The 20,877-nt window shown below is 61.9% G+C and carries 18 protein-coding genes and 1 other RNA gene; 17 read left to right on the top strand and 2 right to left on the bottom strand.

Annotated features, from left to right (window positions below; translation table 11 throughout):
- Window positions 1-42: 42 nt before the first annotated feature.
- Both AC1RL5_RS25230 and AC1RL5_RS25225 read right to left on the bottom strand, forming a co-directional pair.
- Window positions 43-414 (bottom strand): YraN family protein, encoded by a 372-nt coding sequence (locus AC1RL5_RS25230; RefSeq protein WP_011063322.1) that lies wholly within the window; start codon window positions 412-414, stop codon window positions 43-45.
- Window positions 414-2,225, bottom strand: a complete 1,812-nt coding sequence (locus tag AC1RL5_RS25225) for a penicillin-binding protein activator (RefSeq protein ID WP_072450925.1) — start codon at window positions 2,223-2,225, stop codon at window positions 414-416. The genes AC1RL5_RS25230 and AC1RL5_RS25225 overlap by 1 nt, the downstream gene beginning before the upstream one ends.
- 219 nt (window positions 2,226-2,444) lie before the next feature.
- On the opposite strand from AC1RL5_RS25225, the gene rsmI reads away from it, so the two are divergent.
- The 17 genes from rsmI (at window position 2,445) to ftsZ (ending at window position 20,819) form a co-directional block, all read left to right on the top strand.
- Window positions 2,445-3,317 carry a 16S rRNA (cytidine(1402)-2'-O)-methyltransferase gene (gene rsmI, locus AC1RL5_RS25220; RefSeq protein WP_093408219.1) on the top strand — a complete coding sequence of 291 codons (873 nt, stop codon included), beginning with the start codon at window positions 2,445-2,447 and terminating at the stop codon, window positions 3,315-3,317.
- Between the two features lie 72 nt (window positions 3,318-3,389).
- Window positions 3,390-3,743, top strand: an RNA gene (gene rnpB, locus AC1RL5_RS25215) — RNase P RNA component class A.
- Window positions 3,744-4,051: 308 nt separating this feature from the next.
- Window positions 4,052-4,507, top strand: coding sequence for a division/cell wall cluster transcriptional repressor MraZ (gene mraZ / locus AC1RL5_RS25210; protein ID WP_011063319.1), 456 nt, complete (start codon window positions 4,052-4,054; stop codon window positions 4,505-4,507).
- Entirely contained in the window at window positions 4,504-5,451 is a 948-nt protein-coding gene (gene rsmH, locus AC1RL5_RS25205; RefSeq protein WP_011063318.1) for a 16S rRNA (cytosine(1402)-N(4))-methyltransferase RsmH, read from the top strand. The genes mraZ and rsmH overlap by 4 nt, the downstream gene beginning before the upstream one ends.
- Entirely contained in the window at window positions 5,448-5,741 is a 294-nt protein-coding gene (gene ftsL, locus AC1RL5_RS25200; RefSeq protein WP_011063317.1) for a cell division protein FtsL, read from the top strand. Before rsmH ends, ftsL begins: the two co-directional genes overlap by 4 nt.
- Window positions 5,738-7,477 (top strand): peptidoglycan D,D-transpeptidase FtsI family protein, encoded by a 1,740-nt coding sequence (locus AC1RL5_RS25195; RefSeq protein WP_011063316.1) that lies wholly within the window; start codon window positions 5,738-5,740, stop codon window positions 7,475-7,477. The genes ftsL and AC1RL5_RS25195 overlap by 4 nt, the downstream gene beginning before the upstream one ends.
- The gene (locus tag AC1RL5_RS25190) at window positions 7,477-8,940 is read left to right on the top strand and encodes a UDP-N-acetylmuramoyl-L-alanyl-D-glutamate--2,6-diaminopimelate ligase (protein WP_011063315.1); all 1,464 of its coding nucleotides are present in this window, start codon (window positions 7,477-7,479) and stop codon (window positions 8,938-8,940) included. The genes AC1RL5_RS25195 and AC1RL5_RS25190 overlap by 1 nt, the downstream gene beginning before the upstream one ends.
- Window positions 8,933-10,300, top strand: coding sequence for a UDP-N-acetylmuramoyl-tripeptide--D-alanyl-D-alanine ligase (locus tag AC1RL5_RS25185; RefSeq protein ID WP_103407172.1), 1,368 nt, complete (start codon window positions 8,933-8,935; stop codon window positions 10,298-10,300). Before AC1RL5_RS25190 ends, AC1RL5_RS25185 begins: the two co-directional genes overlap by 8 nt.
- A complete protein-coding gene (mraY, locus tag AC1RL5_RS25180; RefSeq protein WP_011063313.1) occupies window positions 10,300-11,382 on the top strand; it encodes a phospho-N-acetylmuramoyl-pentapeptide-transferase in 1,083 nt (360 codons plus the stop codon). The genes AC1RL5_RS25185 and mraY overlap by 1 nt, the downstream gene beginning before the upstream one ends.
- 5 nt (window positions 11,383-11,387) lie before the next feature.
- Window positions 11,388-12,734 (top strand): UDP-N-acetylmuramoyl-L-alanine--D-glutamate ligase, encoded by a 1,347-nt coding sequence (gene murD / locus AC1RL5_RS25175; RefSeq protein WP_019093698.1) that lies wholly within the window; start codon window positions 11,388-11,390, stop codon window positions 12,732-12,734.
- Window positions 12,731-13,948, top strand: coding sequence for a putative lipid II flippase FtsW (ftsW, locus tag AC1RL5_RS25170; protein ID WP_011063311.1), 1,218 nt, complete (start codon window positions 12,731-12,733; stop codon window positions 13,946-13,948). Before murD ends, ftsW begins: the two co-directional genes overlap by 4 nt.
- A complete protein-coding gene (gene murG / locus AC1RL5_RS25165) occupies window positions 13,938-15,008 on the top strand; it encodes an undecaprenyldiphospho-muramoylpentapeptide beta-N-acetylglucosaminyltransferase (RefSeq protein ID WP_011063310.1) in 1,071 nt (356 codons plus the stop codon). The genes ftsW and murG overlap by 11 nt, the downstream gene beginning before the upstream one ends.
- Window positions 15,001-16,455, top strand: a complete 1,455-nt coding sequence (gene murC / locus AC1RL5_RS25160) for a UDP-N-acetylmuramate--L-alanine ligase (RefSeq protein WP_011063309.1) — start codon at window positions 15,001-15,003, stop codon at window positions 16,453-16,455. Before murG ends, murC begins: the two co-directional genes overlap by 8 nt.
- Entirely contained in the window at window positions 16,452-17,408 is a 957-nt protein-coding gene (locus AC1RL5_RS25155) for a D-alanine--D-alanine ligase (protein WP_011063308.1), read from the top strand. Before murC ends, AC1RL5_RS25155 begins: the two co-directional genes overlap by 4 nt.
- Before the next feature lie 4 nt (window positions 17,409-17,412).
- Window positions 17,413-18,279, top strand: a complete 867-nt coding sequence (locus AC1RL5_RS25150; protein WP_015636926.1) for a cell division protein FtsQ/DivIB — start codon at window positions 17,413-17,415, stop codon at window positions 18,277-18,279.
- 14 nt (window positions 18,280-18,293) lie between these two features.
- A complete protein-coding gene (gene ftsA, locus AC1RL5_RS25145) occupies window positions 18,294-19,553 on the top strand; it encodes a cell division protein FtsA (protein WP_011063306.1) in 1,260 nt (419 codons plus the stop codon).
- Between the two features lie 72 nt (window positions 19,554-19,625).
- On the top strand, window positions 19,626-20,819 hold the full coding sequence (ftsZ, locus tag AC1RL5_RS25140; protein ID WP_011063305.1) for a cell division protein FtsZ: 1,194 nt from the start codon (window positions 19,626-19,628) through the stop codon (window positions 20,817-20,819).
- Window positions 20,820-20,877: the final 58 nt, after the last annotated feature.

Genomic DNA, 20,877 nt, shown 5'->3' with positions numbered 1-20,877 from the left:
CAAAAAAGTTGAGTGAAAATGGGTGCGGCCTGAGGGCTTCTTTCAGCTGTCGAAGGCATTGCGTAGCCAGTTCAAGCGGGCTTCTGCACCCGAGGCGCCGTCAATGGCGACCACGTCGAAACGGCAAGGATGGCTGGACCAGCGTGATTCGCTTTGCAGGAAAAGCTGCGCGGCAAGGATCAGTTTTTGACGCTTGCGCCCATCGATACTGCCCAGTGCGCCACCCCATTGCGTGTGTTTTCTGTAGCGGACTTCGACGAATACTACTGTATCGCCGTCAAGCATGACCAGATCAAGCTCGCCGCGTTTACACAACCAGTTCTGCGCCAGCAGGCGCAGTCCGTGCTGTTGGAGATGCCGAAGCGCTTGGCTTTCGGCATCTCGTCCGCTGTGCTGGCTTGATCCTTGGAGCATTAGCGCGGCGTGTCGGGCAGGCGGGTCACCTGGCCCCCGACGAACTTGGCCCATGGCAGCTGACGCTCGATGCGTTGCCCGGCAGCCATGCCCAGGCTGCCGGATTCACCTTCTATCCGGCTGTCTGGCAGGGCCTTGAGTTGGCCCAGGCGTGGCGCCAATCGATAGGCGTCGACGCCCATGGCATACAGGCGCCCTAGGCTGCCGCCGGCTTGCGGCCATTGTGCGGTGACCTGGCGGCGCAGCGGGCCGTTGGCATCCAGCAGCCATGGCGTTTCGCAGAACATCACGCCGTTCATGTCGTTGTACTGGTTCTGGTCGCCGCTGGCGCTGAACACATTGGAGGTGGCGTAGACCGGTACATCACCAGCGTATTGGAAGTTCAAGGTCGGCTTGATCTGCTGAGCCTGTTGCGGAGTGGCGGCGAGGAAAATGAACTCGATATCCTGGCGACGTGATGGCTGTGCGGCTACCTGGGTGCCTACGGTGCTCTGCAGGCTCTTGGCGCGGCCTTCACTCTGGCGCAGCTGGAACAGGTCGGCAATCTGCTGTGCCAGGGCGACGGGCTGATCGACGCGTTCGATACCGATTACGCTACCACCGTTGGCTTCCCAATCCTGACGGAATGCCTTGAGCACGCGATCGCCCCATTCGCCTTTCGGAACCAGAGCGGCGGCGCGGTGCAGGCCATCGGCGCGGGCGCGACGGGAAACCTCGCGGGCTTCGTCTTCGGCTGCCAGGCCGAACTGGAACAACTGCGCCGGGCCTTGTTCACCTTCGCTGTAATTCAGGGCCAGGGTGGTGATCGGCAGTTGCGGGCGAGCGGCAAGTTGTTTGACCAGGGGCTTTTCCAGTGGGCCGACGACCAGTTGCACGCCAGCGGCCTGAGCCTTGCGGTAGAAGTCATCCAGCGAGCTTAGGCGCGAGCTGTCATAGAACTCGATGCTGGGTGGATTCTGTCCGGCTTGCTGAGCCTGGTAGTGAGCAGCCATGAAACCTTCGCGCAGTGCTTTGGAAACCGATGCGAGGGGGCCGTCCTGTGGCAGCAGCAAGGCAATTTTCGATACCGGCTGACTGGCCAGTTCCTTGAGCTTGATCAGGGGTTGAGGCAGTTGAATGGCAGCCGGGTGCTTTGGATTCTGGGCGCGCCAGGTATCGATGGCTGCCTGCTGCTGTTCCAGGGTGCCGGCGCTCTTGACTGCCAGGGCCAGGCTCATCCAGCCGGCCAGGTCGTCATTGCCGGCAGGCTGCAACTGATCGGTCGGCAGGGCGGCAATCAGTGCCCAGATGGCTTCGTGGTTTTTGGCTGCTGCATCATCCTTGAGCAAGGGCGCGATAACGATGCGCTCTTTGGCGGCGGCCAATGTCTGGCCGTCGGCTTCCAGTGCGCGAGCATGAACGCTGCCGGTGCGAATCTGTTGAGCTGCCGGCAGTTCGCTCAGGTGTTGCAGGCTTGGATGGCTCAGTGCGGTGAGGGCAGCCTTTGGCTGGTTGCGCACCAGGGCCAGCTCTGCGGACAGGGTGCTGGCGAAGATTTGCTGGGCAGGCTTGAGTTGATCCAGCGGCACTTGCTGCAGGATTTGTCCGGCGCGTCCGGCATTGCCTTGACGATACGCCAGGTCGGCGGCGCTCAGGCGCAGCAGGGCTGCTTTTTCCGGAGTTTTGCTGGTGGCGGCCTGTTCGAGCAGTTGCTCGATACTGGCATCCGGTGTCCGTGGAAGTTCGCCAAGGCTGGAAGAGGGCGAGCTGGCGCAAGCCACCAGAAGGGTAGCCAGGCAGAGGGCAAGAAACAGCCGCAGGCAAGCGATCATGTAAGTGTTCCTGATACTCGATCAAATGAGCGTGGAATTGTACCCAAGCGCTGGCTGGGGTGCGATGTTACTGGCGATAAACCGTCGATTTAGCTCAAGCAAATGTTGCGTGGCTGCCTGAAAGGTCGCAGCGCAGCGCCATACCGGCTGATCGCAAGGCGTATTGAGAATGCTTCAACGCGCTACAATGGCGCTTTTGCCGATCAAGAGGTGTGCGCTTTGACTGCTCCAGGTCCTTTGAATTCCGCTGCTGGCTCGCTTTATGTGGTGGCGACGCCCATCGGCAACCTGGACGATATCAGCGCCCGGGCCTTGAAGCTGTTGCGCGAGGTGTCGCTGATCGCTGCCGAAGATACCCGGCATTCCCAGCGCCTGATGCAGCATTTTGGTATTTCCACGCCCCTGGCTGCCTGCCATGAGCACAACGAGCGTGATGAGGGCAGTCGCTTCATTACTCGTCTGCTGGCTGGGGATAATGTCGCCTTGATCTCCGATGCGGGCACACCGCTGATTTCCGATCCCGGCTACCACCTGGTGCGCCAGGCGCGGGCGGCGGGTATCAACGTGGTTCCAGTACCGGGGGCCTGTGCTCTGATCGCGGCGTTGTCGGCGGCGGGCTTGCCTTCAGACCGGTTCATCTTCGAAGGCTTTCTGCCGGCCAAGGCGGTCGGGCGCAGGGCGCGCCTGGAAGCGGTCAAGGAAGAGCCACGTACGCTGATTTTCTATGAGGCGCCGCATCGCATACTTGAATGCCTGCAGGATATGGAGTCGGTATTGGGTGGTGAGCGGCCGGCATTGCTGGCGCGTGAATTGACCAAGACCTTCGAGACCCTGAAGGGGCTGCCACTTTCCGAGCTGCGCCAATTCGTCGAGTCCGACAGCAATCAGCAGCGTGGGGAGTGCGTGGTGCTGGTCGCGGGATGGACAGCACCGGAAAGTGATGAGGCGATCAGTAGTGAGTCGATGCGTATCCTCGACCTGTTGCTCAAGGAAATGCCGCTGAAGCGGGCTGCTGCTTTGGCTGCGGAAATCACTGGCGAGCGCAAGAATGTGTTGTATCAGGTGGCCCTGGATAAACAGAAAGAACAATAAATTGCGTAGCAGGGTGGCCAAAGGCTTTTAGCGCTTGTTCTTCGTTCGCTCTGCCGTTAACCTGCGCGGCGGAGAGTCGATTGGACAGTCGCTGCCCTCTATGAAAATTAGAGGGGGGAGGAAAGTCCGGGCTCCATAGGGCGGAGTGCCAGGTAATGCCTGGGGGGCGTGAGCCTACGGAAAGTGCCACAGAAAATAACCGCCTAAGCACTTCGGTGCCGGTAAGGGTGAAAAGGTGCGGTAAGAGCGCACCGCACGTCTGGTAACAGTTCGTGGCTAGGTAAACCCCACTCGGAGCAAGACCAAATAGGGTTCCAAGGCGTGGCCCGCGCTGGAACCGGGTAGGTTGCTAAAGATGTCCAGTGATGGCCATCGTAGAGGAATGACTGTCCTCGACAGAACCCGGCTTACAGATCGACTCTCCACCTTTTCCCTCCCTGCTTGAATCAATAGCAGAAGCGTTTTTGTAATACCGAAAAAATCTTACTCTTAATAAATTACTTTAACTTCGCGCTGCAGCTTATTGAGCTGTCGGAAGTTGATGCTCTGAAACACCCTTCGAATTCTCGTTACCTCTCCTTTAAGTCTCCTAAATCTCCGTTCTATAAGGCTTTTCCGTCGCCGCGCGCCTTGACGGTGGTGTGGGCGCATTCCTATAGTGTGCGCAAGTGGCGGAAAGTGGCATGAAGTGGGTTTTTTGAGCGCAAAACGCTAAAATTTGGAGAAACGCTGACGTGTTTCGCGGAGCTAACGCTATCAGTCTCGATGCAAAAGGCCGTCTCGCCATGCCGAGCCGGTATCGTGACGAGCTCGTTTCGCGAAGTTCCGGGCAGTTAATCGTCACCATCGATGCCGTTGATCCCTGTTTGTGTGTTTACCCCCTCGATGAGTGGGAACTGATTGAAACCAAGCTGCGCGCACTGCCTTCTCTTCGCGAAGAGAACCGTCGTTTGCAGCGTTTGCTGATTGGTAACGCCGTCGATCTTGAACTCGATGGCAGTGGTCGTTTTCTGGTGCCGCCGCGCCTGCGTGAATATGCCAAGTTGGATAAGCGCGCAATGCTGGTGGGCCAACTGAACAAGTTCCAATTGTGGGACGAGGATGCCTGGAATGCTGTTTCCGCAGCGGACCTGGCAGCTATTCAACAACCGGGCGCCATGCCTGATGAACTGCGTGATTTGATCCTGTGACTATTGATAGCGGCTTTAACCACATCACCGTACTGCTTGACGAAGCCGTCGAGGCTCTCGCCGTACGTCCTGATGGCTGCTATCTGGATGGCACCTTCGGGCGTGGCGGGCATAGTCGGCTGATTCTCAGCAAGCTCGGGCCCCAGGGGCGCCTCCTCGGATTCGACAAGGATCCCCAGGCGATTGCCACCGGGCAAGCGCTAGCGGCCGAAGACGGCCGCTTTGTCGTTGTACAGCGCAGTTTCGCCGAGCTCGGTTCGGAAGTTGCCGAACGCGGCCTGGCGGGCAAGGTCAGCGGTGTCCTGCTGGATCTGGGGGTGTCTTCGCCGCAGCTGGACGACCCTGAGCGCGGCTTCAGTTTTCTCAATGACGGCCCGCTGGATATGCGCATGGACCCGACTCGCGGCATCAGTGCTGCGCAGTTCATCGCCACCGCTCCGGTAGAGGAAATTGCCCGTGTATTCAAGGAGTACGGCGAGGAGCGTTTCTCCGGTCGCATGGCGCGAGCCGTGGTCGAGCGCCGCGAGATCCAGCCGTTCGAGCGTACCGCCGATCTGGCTGAAGTGTTGAAAGTCGCCAACCCGGCTTGGGAGAAGGGCAAGAACCCGGCTACCCGTGCTTTCCAGGGGCTGCGCATTCACGTCAACAATGAACTGGGTGATCTCGAGGCTGGCCTTGAGGCTGCATTGGAGTCCCTGGAAGTGGGTGGTCGCCTGGTGGTGATCAGCTTCCACTCCCTGGAAGACCGCATCGTCAAATTGTTCATGCGTCGTCTGGTCAAGGGCGAATCGGACAACCTGCCGCGCAATCTGCCGGTACGTTTCGAAGCCTTTGTGCCGAAAATCAAGATCCACGGCAAAGCGCAGTTCGCCTCCGAGGCAGAGCTCAAGGCCAACCCGCGTGCCCGCAGTGCCGTCATGCGCGTCGCGGAGAAGCTTCGGTGAGCAAGCTTTTCGCCAAGCCACTTCCGGGCGGAAGCTTTTTCATGTTCCTGCTATTCGTCGGCGTTCTGGTTTCCGCGATTGCGGTGTCCTACAGCGCCCACTGGAACCGTCAGTTGCTCAATACGCTGTACGGCGAGTTGAGCGTGCGTGACAAAGCCCAGGCCGAATGGGGCCGTCTTATTCTTGAGCAAAGCACCTGGACTGCTCACAGCCGCATTGAAGTGCTGGCCACCGAACAGTTGAAAATGCACATTCCCGGCGCGGCCGAAGTCCGCATGGTGGCGCCATGAAGCTCGAAGGCGCGCTCTATCCATGGCGTTTCCGTGTAGTGCTGGGTTTGCTGGCGGTCATGGTGTCGGCGATTGCCTGGCGCATCATCGACCTGCAAGTGGTCGACCGTGACTTCCTCAAGGGGCAGGGCGATGCACGCAGTGTCCGGCACATTCCGATTCCCGCGCACCGCGGTCTGATCACCGATCGCAATGGCGAGCCTCTGGCCGTCAGTACGCCCGTGACCACCCTCTGGGCCAATGCCAAGGAAATGCAGCTGGCCAAGGACCGCTGGCCGGCGCTGGCCATGGCACTTGGCCAAGACCCGAAAGCCCTGGCCGAGCGGCTTGAAGCCCAGGCCAATAAAGAATTCATCTATCTGGTCCGAGGCCTGACGCCTGAACAGGGCCAGTCCGTATTGGATCTTAAGGTCCCCGGTGTCTATGGCATCGAGGAGTTCCGACGCTTCTATCCAGCCGGCGAAGTAACCGCGCACATGGTGGGTTTCACCGATATCGACGACCGCGGTCGCGAAGGGGTGGAACTGGCCTACGACGAATGGCTCGCAGGGGTTCCGGGCAAGCGCCAGGTGATCAAGGACCGGCGCGGCAGGCTGATCAAGGACGTCCAGGTCACCAAGAACGCCAAGGCCGGCAAGCCCTTGGCGTTGTCGATTGACCTGCGCCTGCAATACCTGGCCAATCGCGAGCTGCGCAACGCCATCGTCGAGAACGGTGCCAAGGCTGGCAGCCTGGTGATCATGGATGTGAAGACCGGCGAGATCCTGGCCATGGTCAACCAGCCGACCTACAACCCGAACAACCGGCGCAACCTGCAGCCGGCGATGATGCGCAACCGGGCGATGATCGACGTATTCGAGCCTGGCTCGACCATGAAAGCGATCTCCATGAGCGCCGCGCTGGAAACCGGACGCTGGAAGCCCAGCGATACCGTCGAGGTCTACCCGGGCACCCTGCAGTTGGGCAAATACACCATCCGTGACGTTTCCAAGACCGAAGGTCCGGTACTCGACCTGACCGGCATCCTGATCAACTCCAGTAACGTCGGCATGAGTAAGGTGGCCTTCGATATCGGCGGCGAAACCATTTTCCGCCTGGCACAGAAAATCGGTCTGGGCCAGGACACGGGGCTCGGCTTCCCTGGTGAACGGGTCGGCAACCTGCCGAATTACCGTGAATGGCGCAAGGCGGAAACCGCGACCCTGTCCTATGGCTACGGCCTGTCGGTGACCGCGATCCAGCTGGTGCACGCCTTTTCCGCATTGGCCAACAACGGCCGTATTGCGCCGCTGACACTGATCAAGTCCGACAAGACTCCGCAGACCACCCAGGTGATTCCGGAAAATGTCGCCAAGACCATGCAGGGCATGCTGCAGCAAGTGATCGAGGCCCCGCGCGGAGTATTCCGTGCACAGGTTCCGGCCTATCACGTGGCTGGCAAGAGTGGTACTGCGCGCAAGACTTCGGTGGGTACCAAGGGCTACGCCGAGAACTCCTACCGCTCGCTGTTCGCCGGCTTCGGTCCGATGAGTGATCCACGCTACGCCATCGTGGTGGTGATCGACGAACCGAGCAAAGCCGGTTACTTCGGTGGCCTGGTATCGGCGCCGGTGTTCAGCAAAGTGATGTCCGGCACCCTGCGCTTGATGAACATCACCCCGGACAACCTGCCGACCACGCAGCAGGCCAACGCCGCATCCGGCACCCCTGTACGAGCCAATGGAGGGCGCGGCTGATGTCTCTTAGCCTGAACAAGATTTTCGCCCACGCCGGTCGCGACCTGCTGATTCGTGAGTTGACCCTGGACAGCCGTAACGTGCGGGCCGGGGACCTGTTTCTTGCGGTGCCCGGCGCCAAGTTCGATGGGCGTGCGCACATTGCCGATGCCCTGCAGCGCGGCGCTGCAGCGGTGGCTTATGAAGTGGAAGGGGCAACTGTGTTGCCGCTGACCGATGTACCGCTGATTCCGGTCAAGGGCCTGGCGGCGCAGCTGTCGGACATAGCCGGGCGCTTCTATGGTGACCCGAGCCGCCAGTTGAACCTGGTGGGCGTGACCGGCACCAACGGCAAGACCAGCGTTACCCAACTGGTGGCTCAGGCCCTGGACCTGCTGGGCCAGCGTTGTGGCCTGGTAGGTACCCTGGGGACCGGGTTTCATGGCGCGCTGCAAAGCGGCATGCACACCACGCCGAACCCGATTGCCGTGCAGGCCACCCTGGCGGACCTGAAGAACGCAGGAGCCAAGGCGGTGGCCATGGAGGTCTCGTCCCATGGCCTGGATCAGGGGCGCGTGGCGGCACTGGCTTTCGATGTGGCGGTGCTGACCAACCTGTCCCGTGACCATCTGGATTACCACGGGACCATGGAAGCCTATGGCGCAGCCAAGGCCAAGCTCTTTGCCTGGAACGACCTGCGTTGCCGGGTGATCAACCTCGACGACGATTTTGGCCGGCAACTGGCGGCGGACAAACACGAGTCGCGACTGATCACTTACAGCCTGGAAGACGCCGCTGCCTATCTGTACTGCCGCGAAGCGCGTTTTGACGATGATGGCGTGCGCGCGACCCTGGTGACCCCGCAGGGTGAGCACCACCTGCGCAGTTGCCTGCTCGGGCGTTTCAACCTGAGCAACGTGCTGGCTGCGGTAGGTGCGTTGCTGGGTCTTGAGTACGCGCTGGACGAAATTCTTGCGGTCCTGCCCAAGCTTGAAGGCCCCGCCGGACGAATGCAGCGCCTGGGTGGCGGTACTCAGCCGCTGGTGGTGGTGGATTACGCCCACACCCCGGATGCCCTGGAAAAAGTCTTGCTGGCCCTGCGTCCGCACGCCAAGGGCCGCCTGCTGTGCCTGTTCGGTTGTGGCGGTGACCGGGACCGCGGCAAGCGTCCGTTGATGGCTGAGGTGGTCGAGCGTCTGGCCGACGGTGTGCTGGTGACTGATGACAACCCACGCAGCGAAGACCCGGCCCAAATCTTCGACGATATTCGTGCCGGCTTCAGCGCGGCAGAAAAGGTGGAATTCGTAGCCGGTCGCGGGTTGGCCATTGCTCGCCTGATCGCTTCCGCGTCGGCGGATGACGTGGTGGTGCTAGCCGGTAAAGGCCATGAGGATTACCAGGAAATAAACGGCCAGCGACATGATTTTTCTGATCTCGCCGAGGCGGACAAAGCCTTGACCGCGTGGGAGGTGGGCCATGCTTAAAGCCCTGCAACTCAGTGAAGTCTCGGCTCCATTGGACGCCCGCCTGATCGCGGGCGATGCTCGTTTTAGCGGCGTCAGTATCGATAGCCGGGCGATTCAGGCCGGCCAACTGTTTATTGCTCTTACCGGCCCACGCTTTGACGGCCACGATTACTTGAATGAAGTGGCGGCCAAGGGCGCCGTGGCGGCGTTGGTTGAACGTGAGGTTCCCGACAGCACGCTGCCGCAACTGCTGGTCAAGGACACTCGCCTGGCGCTGGGACAGTTGGGTGCGCTCAATCGCGCCGCGTTCAGCCGCCCGGTCGCTGCGGTAACCGGCTCCAGCGGCAAGACCACGGTCAAGGAAATGCTTGCCAGCATCCTGCGCACCCGTGGTCCGGTACACGCTACTCGGGGCAACCTGAACAATGACCTGGGTGCGCCCCTGACCCTGCTGGAACTGGCCCCGGAACACACAGCCGCAGTGATAGAGCTGGGCGCTTCGCGCATCGGCGAGATTGCCTACACCGTGGCCATGACTCGCCCCCACGTAGCGATCATCAACAACGCCGGCACCGCTCATGTCGGTGAGTTTGGCGGGCCGGAGAAGATTGTCGAGGCCAAGGGGGAAATCCTGGAAGGCCTCGATAGCGCCGGGATCGCCGTGCTCAACCTGGACGACAAGGCTTTCCCTATCTGGAAGGCCCGTGCTGCCGGCCGTCAGGTACTGAGCTTCGCCCTGACTGACAGCTCTGCCGATTTCTTTGCCTCCGATATCGGTCGCGATGCCCGTGGCTGCCCATCCTTCAAGTTGCACAGCCCCAAGGGTGTGGAGGCGGTGCAATTGAACCTGCTGGGCACCCATAACGTTGCCAATGCCCTGGCTGCGGCAGCCGCGGCCCACGCCATGGGCATCTCGCTGTTCGGCATCGTCACCGGCCTGAATGCGGTGCAGCCGGTCAAAGGGCGTACCGTCGCCCAACTGGCCAAGAACGGCATGCGGGTCATTGATGACACTTACAACGCAAACCCCACCTCAATGTGCGCCGCCGTTGATATACTCGCCGGCTTTTCCGGCCGCACCGTCCTGGTGCTCGGAGACATCGGCGAGTTGGGCGAGTGGGCGGAGCAGGGGCACCGCGAAGTAGGTGCATATGCCGCTGGCAAGGTTTCGGCCCTCTACGCCGTAGGCCCGATGATGGCTCATGCCGTTGCCGCCTTCGGCGAGCACGCGCGCCACTTCGCCAGCCAGGCTGACCTGATTGCCGCCCTGGGCGTCGAGCAAGACCCAAATACCACCATTTTGATCAAAGGATCGCGCAGCGCGGTGATGGAAAACATCGTCGCGGCTTTGTGCGGCTCCAGTACGGAGAAACATTGATGCTGCTGCTGCTAGCGGAGTACCTGCAACAGTTCTACAAAGGCTTCGCGGTCTTTCAGTACCTGACCCTGCGCGGGATCCTCGGGGTACTGACTGCGCTGTCTTTGGCGCTGTGCCTGGGTCCGTGGATGATCCGTACTCTGCAGAACCGCCAGATCGGCCAGTCCGTGCGTAACGATGGTCCGCAATCTCACCTGTCCAAATCGGGCACACCGACCATGGGCGGCGCGCTGATTCTCTCGGCCATCGGTATCAGCACCCTGTTGTGGGCCGACCTGCGCAACCACTATGTGTGGGTCGTGCTGCTGGTGACCCTGGCCTTTGGTGCCATCGGCTGGGTCGACGACTATCGCAAGGTGATCGAGAAGAATTCCCGTGGCCTGCCCAGCCGCTGGAAGTATTTCTGGCAATCGGTGTTCGGCCTGGGCGCGGCGATCTTCCTTTATATGACTGCCCAGAGTCCGGTGGAAACCACTCTGCTGATCCCGATGCTCAAGGACGTGAGCATTCCCCTTGGCATCGGCTTCGTGGTCCTGACCTATTTCGTCATCGTCGGTTCGAGCAACGCGGTCAACCTGACCGATGGCCTCGATGGCCTGGCGATCATGCCTACGGTGATGGTGGGCGGTGCGCTGGGGATCTTCTGCTACCTGTCGGGTAACGTGAAGTTCGCCGAATACCTGCTGATTCCCTATGTCCCCGGGGCGGGAGAGCTGATTGTCTTCTGTGGTGCGCTGATTGGCGCGGGCCTGGGCTTCTTGTGGTTCAACACTTACCCGGCGCAGGTGTTCATGGGTGATGTTGGCGCCCTGGCGCTGGGCGCGGCCCTGGGCACTATCGCGGTCATCGTCCGTCAGGAAATCGTTCTGTTCATCATGGGCGGCGTGTTCGTGATGGAAACCCTGTCCGTGGTGATCCAGGTTGCCTCCTTCAAGTTGACCGGCCGCCGTGTGTTTCGCATGGCGCCGATTCACCACCATTTTGAACTCAAGGGCTGGCCCGAGCCGCGCGTGATCGTCCGTTTCTGGATCATCACCGTGATTCTGGTGCTGATCGGCCTTGCCACCCTGAAGCTGAGGTAGAACGAGTGTCTCTGATCGCTTCTGACCACTTCCGCATCGTTGTCGGCCTCGGCAAGAGCGGCATGTCCCTGGTTCGCTTCCTGGCGAGCCGGGGCGTTGCCTTTGCGGTGGCCGATACGCGGGAAAATCCACCTGAGCTGGCCACGCTGCGGCGTGACTACCCGCAGGTGGAGGTGCGTTGTGGCGAGCTGGACGTGGACTTCCTGTGCCGTGCCGACGAACTCTACGTGAGCCCCGGCCTGGCCCTGGCGACCCCGGCCCTGCAGGCTGCTGCTGCCCGTGGGGTGAAATTGTCCGGTGATATCGAGCTGTTCGCGCGTAACGCAAAGGCACCGATCGTGGCAATCAGTGGTTCCAACGCCAAGAGCACCGTGACCACCCTGGTGGGCGAGATGGCAGCGGCGGCGGGCAAGCGCGTGGCGGTCGGCGGCAACCTCGGGACCCCGGCCCTGGACCTGCTCAGCGATGACGTCGAGCTGTACGTGATGGAGCTGTCCAGCTTCCAGCTGGAGACCACCGACCAGTTGGGCGCCGAAGTGGCCACCGTGCTCAACATCAGCGAAGACCACATGGACCGTTACAGCGGCCTGCCGGCCTACCACCTGGCCAAGCACCGGATCTTCCGTGGCGCCCGGCAGGTGGTGTTCAACCGCCAGGACGCTCTGACCCGGCCATTGATCGGTGAAGGCCTGCCATGCTGGACCTTCGGCCTGAGCAAGCCTGATTTCAAGGCCTTCGGCCTGCGCGAAGAGGATGGCGAGAAGTACCTGGCCTTCGAGTTCCAGAACCTGATGCCCGTGCGCGAGCTGAAGATCCGCGGCGCCCATAACCAGTCCAACGCCCTGGCAGCCTTGGCCCTGGGTCATGCAGTGGGCTTGCCGTTCGACGCCATGCTCGCGGCGCTGCGCACTTTCGCCGGCCTCGAGCATCGCTGCCAATGGGTCCGCGATCTGGATGGCGTGGCGTACTACAACGACTCCAAGGCCACCAACGTGGGCGCCGCCCTGGCGGCCATCGAAGGCCTTGGCGCCGACATCGAAGGCAAGATCGTGCTGATCGCCGGTGGTGACGGCAAGGGCGCCGACTTCAAGGATCTGCGCGGCCCGGTGGCGGCCAACTGCCGCGCGGTGATCCTGATGGGGCGCGACTCCGATCAGATCGGCGAAGCCATCGGTGACGCCGTGCCGCTGATTCGTGTCGGCTCGCTGCAGGAAGCCGTGGAGCAATGCCGCGCCACTGCCCAGCCCGGTGATGTGGTGCTGCTGTCGCCGGCCTGCGCCAGTTTCGACATGTTCAAGAACTACGAAGACCGTGGCCACCAGTTCGTCCGCGTTGTGGAGGAGCTGGCATGAACCTGAGAAACATCATCAAGCCCTATCCATCGCCGATCATCACCGGTCGGGGCATCGACCTCGATTTCCCGATGCTCGCCGGTTGCCTGACCCTGCTCGGCCTGGGCCTGGTCATGATTGCCTCGGCCTCCACTGAAGTGGCGGCGGCGCAGTCGGGCAGCGCCCTGTACTACATGATTCGCCACCTGATCTACATCCTGCTGGGCCTGGGGGCCTGCATCGTCACCATGATGATCCCGATCGCCACCTGGCAGCGCCTGGGCTGGTTGATGCTGATCGGTGCCTTCGGCCTGCTGGTGATGGTGATCATTCCGGGGATCGGCCGGGAAGTGAACGGTTCGATGCGCTGGATCGGCTTCAGCTTTTTCAACGTCCAGCCTTCCGAGATCGCCAAGGTGTTCGTGGTGATCTACCTCGCCGGTTACCTGGTGCGGCGCCAGAAAGAAGTGCGCGAGAGCTGGATGGGCTTCTTCAAGCCGTTCATCGTGCTGCTGCCCATGGCTGGCCTGCTGCTGATGGAGCCGGACTTCGGCGCCACTGTCGTAATGATGGGCGCCGCTGCGGCCATGCTGTTCCTGGGAGGGGTCGGGCTGTTCCGGTTTTCCCTGATGGTGGTGCTGGCGGTTGCAGCGGTGGTGCTGCTGATCCAGATGCAACCCTATCGTATGGCACGTCTGACCAACTTCGCCGACCCCTGGGCCGACCAGTTCGGTGCCGGCTACCAGCTGTCCCAGGCGTTGATCGCCTTTGGTCGCGGCGAGTGGCTGGGCGTCGGCCTGGGCAACAGCGTGCAGAAACAGTTCTACCTGCCGGAGGCTCATACAGACTTCGTGTTCTCGGTACTGGCTGAAGAGCTGGGCGCCGTCGGTTCGCTGTGCACGGTAGCGCTGTTCGTCTTTGTCTGTATCCGCGGCATGTACATCGGCCTGTGGGCGGAAAAGGCCAAGCAGTTCTTTGCCGCCTATGTCGCCTACGGCCTGTCGTTTCTGTGGATTGGTCAATTCCTGATCAACATCGGGGTGAATGTCGGCCTGTTGCCGACCAAGGGCCTGACCTTGCCTTTTCTCAGTTATGGCGGCAGCTCGCTGGTGATCTGCTGCGCCTGTCTGGGGTTGTTGCTGCGTATCGAATGGGAGAGCAGGACCCACCTGGGCAGTGAAGAGATGGAGTTCAGTGAAAGTGACTTTGCCGAGGAGCCGAGCCATGGGCGCTAATGTCCTGATCATGGCCGGCGGCACCGGAGGCCACGTGTTCCCGGCACTGGCCTGCGCCCGCGAGTTCCAGGCCCGTGGCTACACCGTGCATTGGCTGGGCACCCCGCGTGGCATCGAAAACGATCTGGTGCCTGCGGCCGGGCTGCCGTTGCACCTGATCAACGTCAGCGGTTTGCGGGGCAAGGGCAAGCTGTCCCTGCTCAAGGCGCCGTTCGTGTTGATCAAGGCCGTGCTCCAGGCGCGGCGGGTCATTCGCCAGTTGAAGCCGGTCTGTGTCCTGGGTTTTGGCGGTTATGTGACCGGCCCTGGTGGAGTTGCCGCGAAGTTGTCCGGGGTGCCGGTCATCGTTCACGAACAGAACGCCGTGGCCGGTACCGCCAATCGGCTGCTGGTGCCGTTGGCTGCCCGAGTCTGCGAAGCTTTCCCGGACACCTTCGGTGCCTCGCAAAGCCGGCGCACCACGGGCAACCCGGTACGCACCGAACTGTTCCTCGAAACACCGCGCGAGGCTCTGGCCGGACGCAAGGCGCGTTTGCTGATCCTGGGCGGAAGCCTGGGCGCAGAGCCGTTGAACAAGCTGTTGCCGGAAGCCTTGGCACAGGTCGCCCCCGAGCTGCGCCCGGAGGTGTTCCACCAGGCCGGCAAAAACCACGATGAAGTCACTGCAGAGCGCTATCGCGCCGCCGGCGTCGAGGCGCAGGTGCAGCCCTTTATCAAAGACATGGCCCAAGCCTATGGCTGGGCCGACCTGGTGGTCTGTCGCGCAGGCGCGTTGACCGTCAGCGAACTGGCTGCCGCCGGTCTGCCCTCGATGCTGGTGCCTTTGCCCCACGCGATCGACGACCACCAGACCCGTAATGCCGAATATTTGGCTCGTGAAGGTGCTGCCTTCCTGATGCCGCAAAGAACGACTGGTGCTGCGGACCTTGCCGCTCGCCTGACAGAGGTTTTGATGCAACCAGAACGACTCGACAACATGGCCCAGGCCGCCCGCCGCCTGGCCAAGCCCGGCGCCACCCACGACGTAGTGAATATCTGCCTGGAGGTGGCCCATGGTTGAGAATCAGAAAGCCATGCCGCAGCCGGAAATGCGCCGCATCCGCCGCATCCACTTCGTCGGTATCGGCGGCGTGGGCATGTGCGGGATTGCTGAAGTGCTGCTGAACCTGGGCTACCAGGTATCCGGTTCCGACCTCAAGGCATCGCCGGTTACCGAGCGCCTGGAGTCCTTTGGCGCACAGATTTTCATCGGCCACCGCGCCGAGAACGCTGCCAATGCCGATGTGCTGGTGGTTTCCAGCGCCGTGAACACCTCCAACCCGGAAGTCGCCACTGCTCTGGAACGGCGTATTCCAGTGGTGCCACGGGCGGAAATGCTCGCCGAACTGATGCGCTACCGTCACGGCGTGGCCGTGGCCGGCACCCACGGCAAGACCACCACCACCAGCCTGCTGGCCTCGGTATTCGCCGCTGGCGGCCTGGACCCGACGTTCGTCATCGGCGGGCGGCTGAATGCAGCGGGCACCAATGCACAACTGGGCACCAGCCGTTACCTGATTGCCGAAGCCGACGAAAGCGATGCCAGCTTCCTGCACCTGCAACCGCTGGTGGCTGTGGTCACCAACATCGACGCCGACCATATGGCGACCTACGACGGTGACTTCAACAAACTGAAGAAAACCTTTGTCGACTTCCTGCACAACCTGCCGTTCTACGGGCTGGCGGTGATGTGCCTGGACGATCCGGTAGTGCGCGAGATCCTGCCGCAGGTCAAGCGTCCGACCGTGACCTACGGCTTCAGCGAAGAAGCCGACGTGCGCGCCATCAATGTACGCCAGCAAGGCATGCAGACCTTCTTCACCGTACTGCGTCGCGACCGCGAGCCGCTGGACGTGTCGGTGAACATGCCGGGCAACCACAACGTGCTGAACTCCCTGGCGACCATCTGTATCGCCACCGACGAAGGCATCAGCGATGAAGCCATTGTCCAGGGCCTGTCGGGCTTCCAGGGTGTGGGCCGACGCTTCCAGGTCTACGGCGAACTGCCGGTGGAAGGGGGCAACGTGATGCTGGTGGACGACTACGGTCACCACCCGACCGAAGTCGCTGCGGTGATCAAGGCCGTGCGCGGTGGCTGGCCGGAACGCCGCCTGGTGATGGTCTACCAGCCGCACCGTTTCAGCCGTACCCGCGACCTGTACGACGACTTCGTGCAGGTACTGGCCGATGCCAACGTATTGCTGCTGATGGAGGTCTACCCGGCCGGCGAAGAGCCGATCCCGGGCGCCGACAGCCGTCAGTTGTGCCACAGCATCCGTCAGCGTGGCCAACTGGACCCGATCTACATCGAGCGTGGGGTCGACCTGGCACCGCTGGTCAAGCCGTTGCTGCGCGCCGGTGACATCCTGCTGTGTCAGGGTGCCGGTGACATTGGTGGCCTGGCGCCAAAACTGCTCGGCAGCCCGCTGTTCGCCGGTGCTGTAGCCGCTGGCAAGGGGGCGAAATGACCGCTGCCTACGCCAACCTGTTCTCTACCGTGAAACCGAGCGATTTCGGTCGCGTCGCCGTTCTTTACGGTGGCAAGAGCGCCGAACGCGAAGTGTCGCTCAAGTCCGGCAAGGCCGTGCTTGAAGCGCTGCAGAGCGGCGGTGTGAACGCCTTCGGCATCGACGTCGGCGATGATCTGCTGCAACGTCTCTTGAGCGAGAAGATCGACCGTGCCTTCATCATTCTCCACGGTCGTGGCGGTGAAGACGGCAGTATGCAAGGGCTGCTGGAGTGCCTGGGGATTCCTTACACTGGCAGCGGCATCCTCGCTTCGGCCCTGGCCATGGACAAACTGCGTACCAAGCAGGTCTGGCACAGCCTGGGCATTCCGACGCCGCGCCACGCCGTATTGAGCTCCGAGGCCGATTGTATTTCCGCGGTGGCGGAACTGGGCCTGCCTTTGATCGTCAAACCGGCTCATGAAGGCTCCAGTATCGGTATGGCCAAGGTGACTTCCGCGTCCGAATTGATCGACGCATGGAAGGCGGCCAGTACCTACGATTCGCAAGTGTTGGTCGAGCAATGGATCCAGGGTCCGGAGTTCACCATCGCGACCCTGCGTGACCAGGTGCTACCACCCATCGCCCTGGGCACTCCCCACACATTTTACGACTACGACGCCAAGTACCTGGCTTCCGATACCCAGTACCGGATCCCGTGCGGGCTCGACAGCTCCAAGGAACAGGAACTCATGGAACTCACGGCGAAAGCCTGTGAGGCGCTCGGTATCGCCGGTTGGGCACGTGCCGACGTGATGCAGGACGCCCAGGGGCAGTTCTGGTTCCTGGAAGTGAATACCGCTCCGGGCATGACCGATCACAGTCTGGTTCCGATGGCGGCCCGCGCGGCCGGCCTGGATTTCCAGCAACTGGTATTGGCCATCCTGGCAGCCAGTCTTGAGGCGAGAGGTTAAGTCCATGCAAGGCGCGTCGCTTCGTCATCAGCAACCCGCACCCGGCCGCAAGCCGGTGCCGCGGGGTGCCAGCCGAATGGTGGCCAAAGAGCCGATGTCGGCGCGCCTGCCGAAAGCCAACTTCGGCTTTCTGAAAAGCCTGTTCTGGCCGGTGCTGCTGGTGGCTCTGGGGTTTGGCACCTATGAAGGGGCCCAGCGCCTGCTGCCGTACGCCGACCGCCCGATCACCAAGATCGCGGTGCAGGGGGACTTGAGCTACATCAGCCAGCAGGCGGTGCAGCAGCGGATCGCGCCTTATGTCGCGGCGAGCTTCTTCACCATCGACCTGGCGAGCATGCGCACCGAACTGGAGCAGATGCCCTGGATCGCCCACGCCGAGGTACGTCGGGTGTGGCCGGACCAAGTGGTGATTCGCCTGGAAGAACAACTGCCGGTGGCCCGCTGGGGCGACGAGGCGCTGTTGAACAACCAGGGCCAGGCCTTCACCCCGCGTGAACTGGCGAACTATGAGCACTTGCCGCAGTTGTTCGGGCCGCAGCGGGCCCAGCAGCAAGTGATGCAGCAGTATCAGGTGTTGAGCCAGATGCTGCGGCCGCTGGGCTTTTCGATCGCCCGTCTGGAGCTGCGCGAGCGCGGCAGCTGGTTCCTGACCACCGGCGCCGGCAGTGCCGGCCCGGGTATCGAACTGCTCCTGGGCCGCGATCACCTGGTGGAGAAGATGCGCCGCTTCATTGCCATTTATGAAAAAACGCTGAAAGAACAGATCACGAACATCGCGCGCATCGATCTGCGCTACGCCAACGGCCTGGCCGTCGGCTGGCGCGATCCGGCGGCACCCACGACGGCGCAACCTGCCGTCGCGAAGAATTAAGAAGAGGCAGGACCATGGCAAATGTGCAAAGCGGCAAAATGATCGTCGGCCTGGATATCGGTACCTCCAAGGTTGTGGCGCTGGTGGGCGAAGTCGCGGCCGATGGCTCGCTGGAAATCGTCGGCATCGGCACCCATCCCTCCCGTGGCCTGAAGAAGGGCGTGGTGGTGAATATCGAATCCACCGTGCAGTCGATCCAGCGTGCGGTGGAAGAGGCGCAACTGATGGCGGGCTGCCGTATCCACTCGGCGTTCGTCGGTGTGGCGGGCAATCACATCCGCAGCCTGAACTCCCACGGCATCGTGGCGATTCGCGACCGTGAAGTCAGTTCGGCGGACCTGGAGCGGGTCCTCGACGCTGCCCAGGCCGTGGCGATCCCGGCTGACCAGCGGGTTCTGCACACCCTGCCGCAGGATTACGTGATCGACAACCAGGAAGGCGTGCGTGAACCCCTGGGCATGTCCGGCGTACGCCTGGAGGCCAAGGTGCACGTGGTCACCTGTGCAGTGAATGCCGCGCAGAATATCGAAAAATGCGTGCGCCGCTGCGGCCTGGAAATCGACGACATCATCCTCGAGCAGCTGGCTTCGGCCTACTCGGTGCTCACCGACGACGAGAAAGAGCTGGGCGTGTGCCTGGTGGACATCGGCGGCGGCACCACCGACATGGCGATCTTCACCGAAGGCGCGATCCGCCACACCGCGGTGATTCCGATTGCCGGCGACCAGGTGACCAACGACATCGCCATGGCCCTGCGTACCCCGACCCAGTACGCCGAGGAAATCAAGATCCGTTACGCCTGCGCCCTGGCCAAGCTGGCCGGTGCCGGCGAAACCATCAAGGTGCCAAGCGTTGGCGACCGCCCACCGCGCGAACTGTCGCGCCAGGCCCTGGCCGAGGTGGTCGAACCGCGTTACGACGAACTGTTCACCCTGATCCAGGCCGAACTGCGCCGCAGTGGCTACGAAGACCTGATCCCGGCGGGCATCGTGCTCACTGGCGGCACTTCGAAGATGGAAGGCGCGGTAGAACTGGCCGAGGAAATTTTCCACATGCCGGTTCGCCTGGGCGTGCCCCACAGTGTCAAGGGCCTGTCCGACGTGGTGCGCAACCCGATCTATTCCACCGGTGTCGGCTTGCTGCTGTACGGGCTGCAGAAACAGTCCGACGGCATCTCGTTCTCCGGCATCGGCAGCCGCGACAGCTACAGCAGCGACGAGCCCAAGGCGGCACTGCTCGATCGCATCAAGAGCTGGGTGCAGGGCAACTTCTAAAGATTTACCGCAACACCGTTTCAAAGCAGTAGGCAGTAGGCGAAAAACTAGAGAAATGAAAGGAGAGGGAAAATGTTCGAACTCGTAGACAACATCCCGCAAAGTCCGGTAATCAAGGTTATCGGTGTTGGCGGTGGCGGCGGCAACGCGGTCAATCACATGGTCAAGAGCAACATCGAAGGCGTCGAGTTCATCTGCGCCAACACCGATGCTCAAGCGCTGAAAAACATCGGCGCGCGGACCATCCTGCAACTGGGTACCGGCGTGACCAAGGGCCTGGGTGCGGGTGCCAATCCGGAAGTCGGCCGTCAAGCCGCCCTGGAAGACCGCGAGCGTATCGCTGAAGTACTGGCGGGCACCAACATGGTGTTCATCACCACCGGCATGGGCGGCGGTACCGGTACCGGTGCGGCGCCGATCATTGCTGAAGTGGCCAAGGAAATGGGCATCCTCACCGTTGCGGTGGTGACCCGTCCGTTCCCGTTCGAAGGCCGCAAGCGCATGCAGATCGCCGATGAGGGCATCCGCGCGCTGAGCGAAAGCGTCGACTCGTTGATCACCATCCCCAACGAGAAACTGCTGACCATCCTCGGCAAGGACGCCAGCCTGCTGTCGGCTTTCGCCAAGGCGGACGACGTGTTGGCCGGTGCCGTTCGCGGTATTTCCGACATCATCAAGCGTCCGGGCATGATCAACGTCGACTTCGCCGACGTACGTACCGTGATGAGCGAAATGGGCATGGCGATGATGGGCACTGGCTGCGCCAGCGGTCCGAACCGTGCACGTGAAGCCACTGAAGCGGCGATCCGCAACCCGCTGCTGGAAGACGTGAACCTGGAAGGCGCACGCGGCATCCTGGTGAACATCACCGCCGGTCCGGACTTGTCCCTGGGCGAGTACTCCGACGTGGGTAGCATCATCGAGGCCTTCGCTTCCGAACACGCCATGGTCAAGGTCGGTACCGTTATCGATCCGGACATGCGTGACGAGCTGCATGTAACCGTAGTGGCCACCGGCCTGGGCGCAAAAATCGAGAAGCCTGTGAAGGTCATCGACAACACCGTCCAGACTTCCATGTCCGCCCAGTCGCAAGCGCCAGCCCCTGCTCGCCAGGAACTGCCGTCGGTGAACTACCGTGACCTGGACCGTCCGACCGTCATGCGCAATCAGGCGCAGTCGAACGCGGCGACCGCGGCGAAGCTGAATCCGCAAGATGATCTGGACTACCTGGACATCCCGGCATTCCTGCGTCGTCAGGCCGATTGATGGAATGCATCAGGGGTATTAGGGTGATTGGTGTTCAGCAAAGGCATGGTCTGCTATT

The organism is Pseudomonas sp. GW822-FHT06D10 (assembly GCF_058799535.1).
The sequence above is the reverse complement of the archived record's forward strand: the minus strand, read 5'-3'. Positions and strand labels throughout refer to the sequence as shown.

Coding starts and splice junctions, on each gene's coding strand:
- ftsZ (WP_011063305.1), top strand. CDS start 19,626: ATGTTCGAACTCGTAGACAACATCCCGCAAAGTCCGGTAATCAAGGTT.
- AC1RL5_RS25185 (WP_103407172.1), top strand. CDS start 8,933: ATGCTTAAAGCCCTGCAACTCAGTGAAGTCTCGGCTCCATTGGACGCC.
- ftsA (WP_011063306.1), top strand. CDS start 18,294: ATGGCAAATGTGCAAAGCGGCAAAATGATCGTCGGCCTGGATATCGGT.
- AC1RL5_RS25155 (WP_011063308.1), top strand. CDS start 16,452: ATGACCGCTGCCTACGCCAACCTGTTCTCTACCGTGAAACCGAGCGAT.
- AC1RL5_RS25190 (WP_011063315.1), top strand. CDS start 7,477: ATGTCTCTTAGCCTGAACAAGATTTTCGCCCACGCCGGTCGCGACCTG.
- murG (WP_011063310.1), top strand. CDS start 13,938: ATGGGCGCTAATGTCCTGATCATGGCCGGCGGCACCGGAGGCCACGTG.
- ftsW (WP_011063311.1), top strand. CDS start 12,731: ATGAACCTGAGAAACATCATCAAGCCCTATCCATCGCCGATCATCACC.
- AC1RL5_RS25225 (WP_072450925.1), bottom strand. CDS start 2,225: ATGATCGCTTGCCTGCGGCTGTTTCTTGCCCTCTGCCTGGCTACCCTT.
- AC1RL5_RS25230 (WP_011063322.1), bottom strand. CDS start 414: ATGCTCCAAGGATCAAGCCAGCACAGCGGACGAGATGCCGAAAGCCAA.
- AC1RL5_RS25195 (WP_011063316.1), top strand. CDS start 5,738: ATGAAGCTCGAAGGCGCGCTCTATCCATGGCGTTTCCGTGTAGTGCTG.
- mraY (WP_011063313.1), top strand. CDS start 10,300: ATGCTGCTGCTGCTAGCGGAGTACCTGCAACAGTTCTACAAAGGCTTC.
- AC1RL5_RS25150 (WP_015636926.1), top strand. CDS start 17,413: ATGCAAGGCGCGTCGCTTCGTCATCAGCAACCCGCACCCGGCCGCAAG.
- murC (WP_011063309.1), top strand. CDS start 15,001: ATGGTTGAGAATCAGAAAGCCATGCCGCAGCCGGAAATGCGCCGCATC.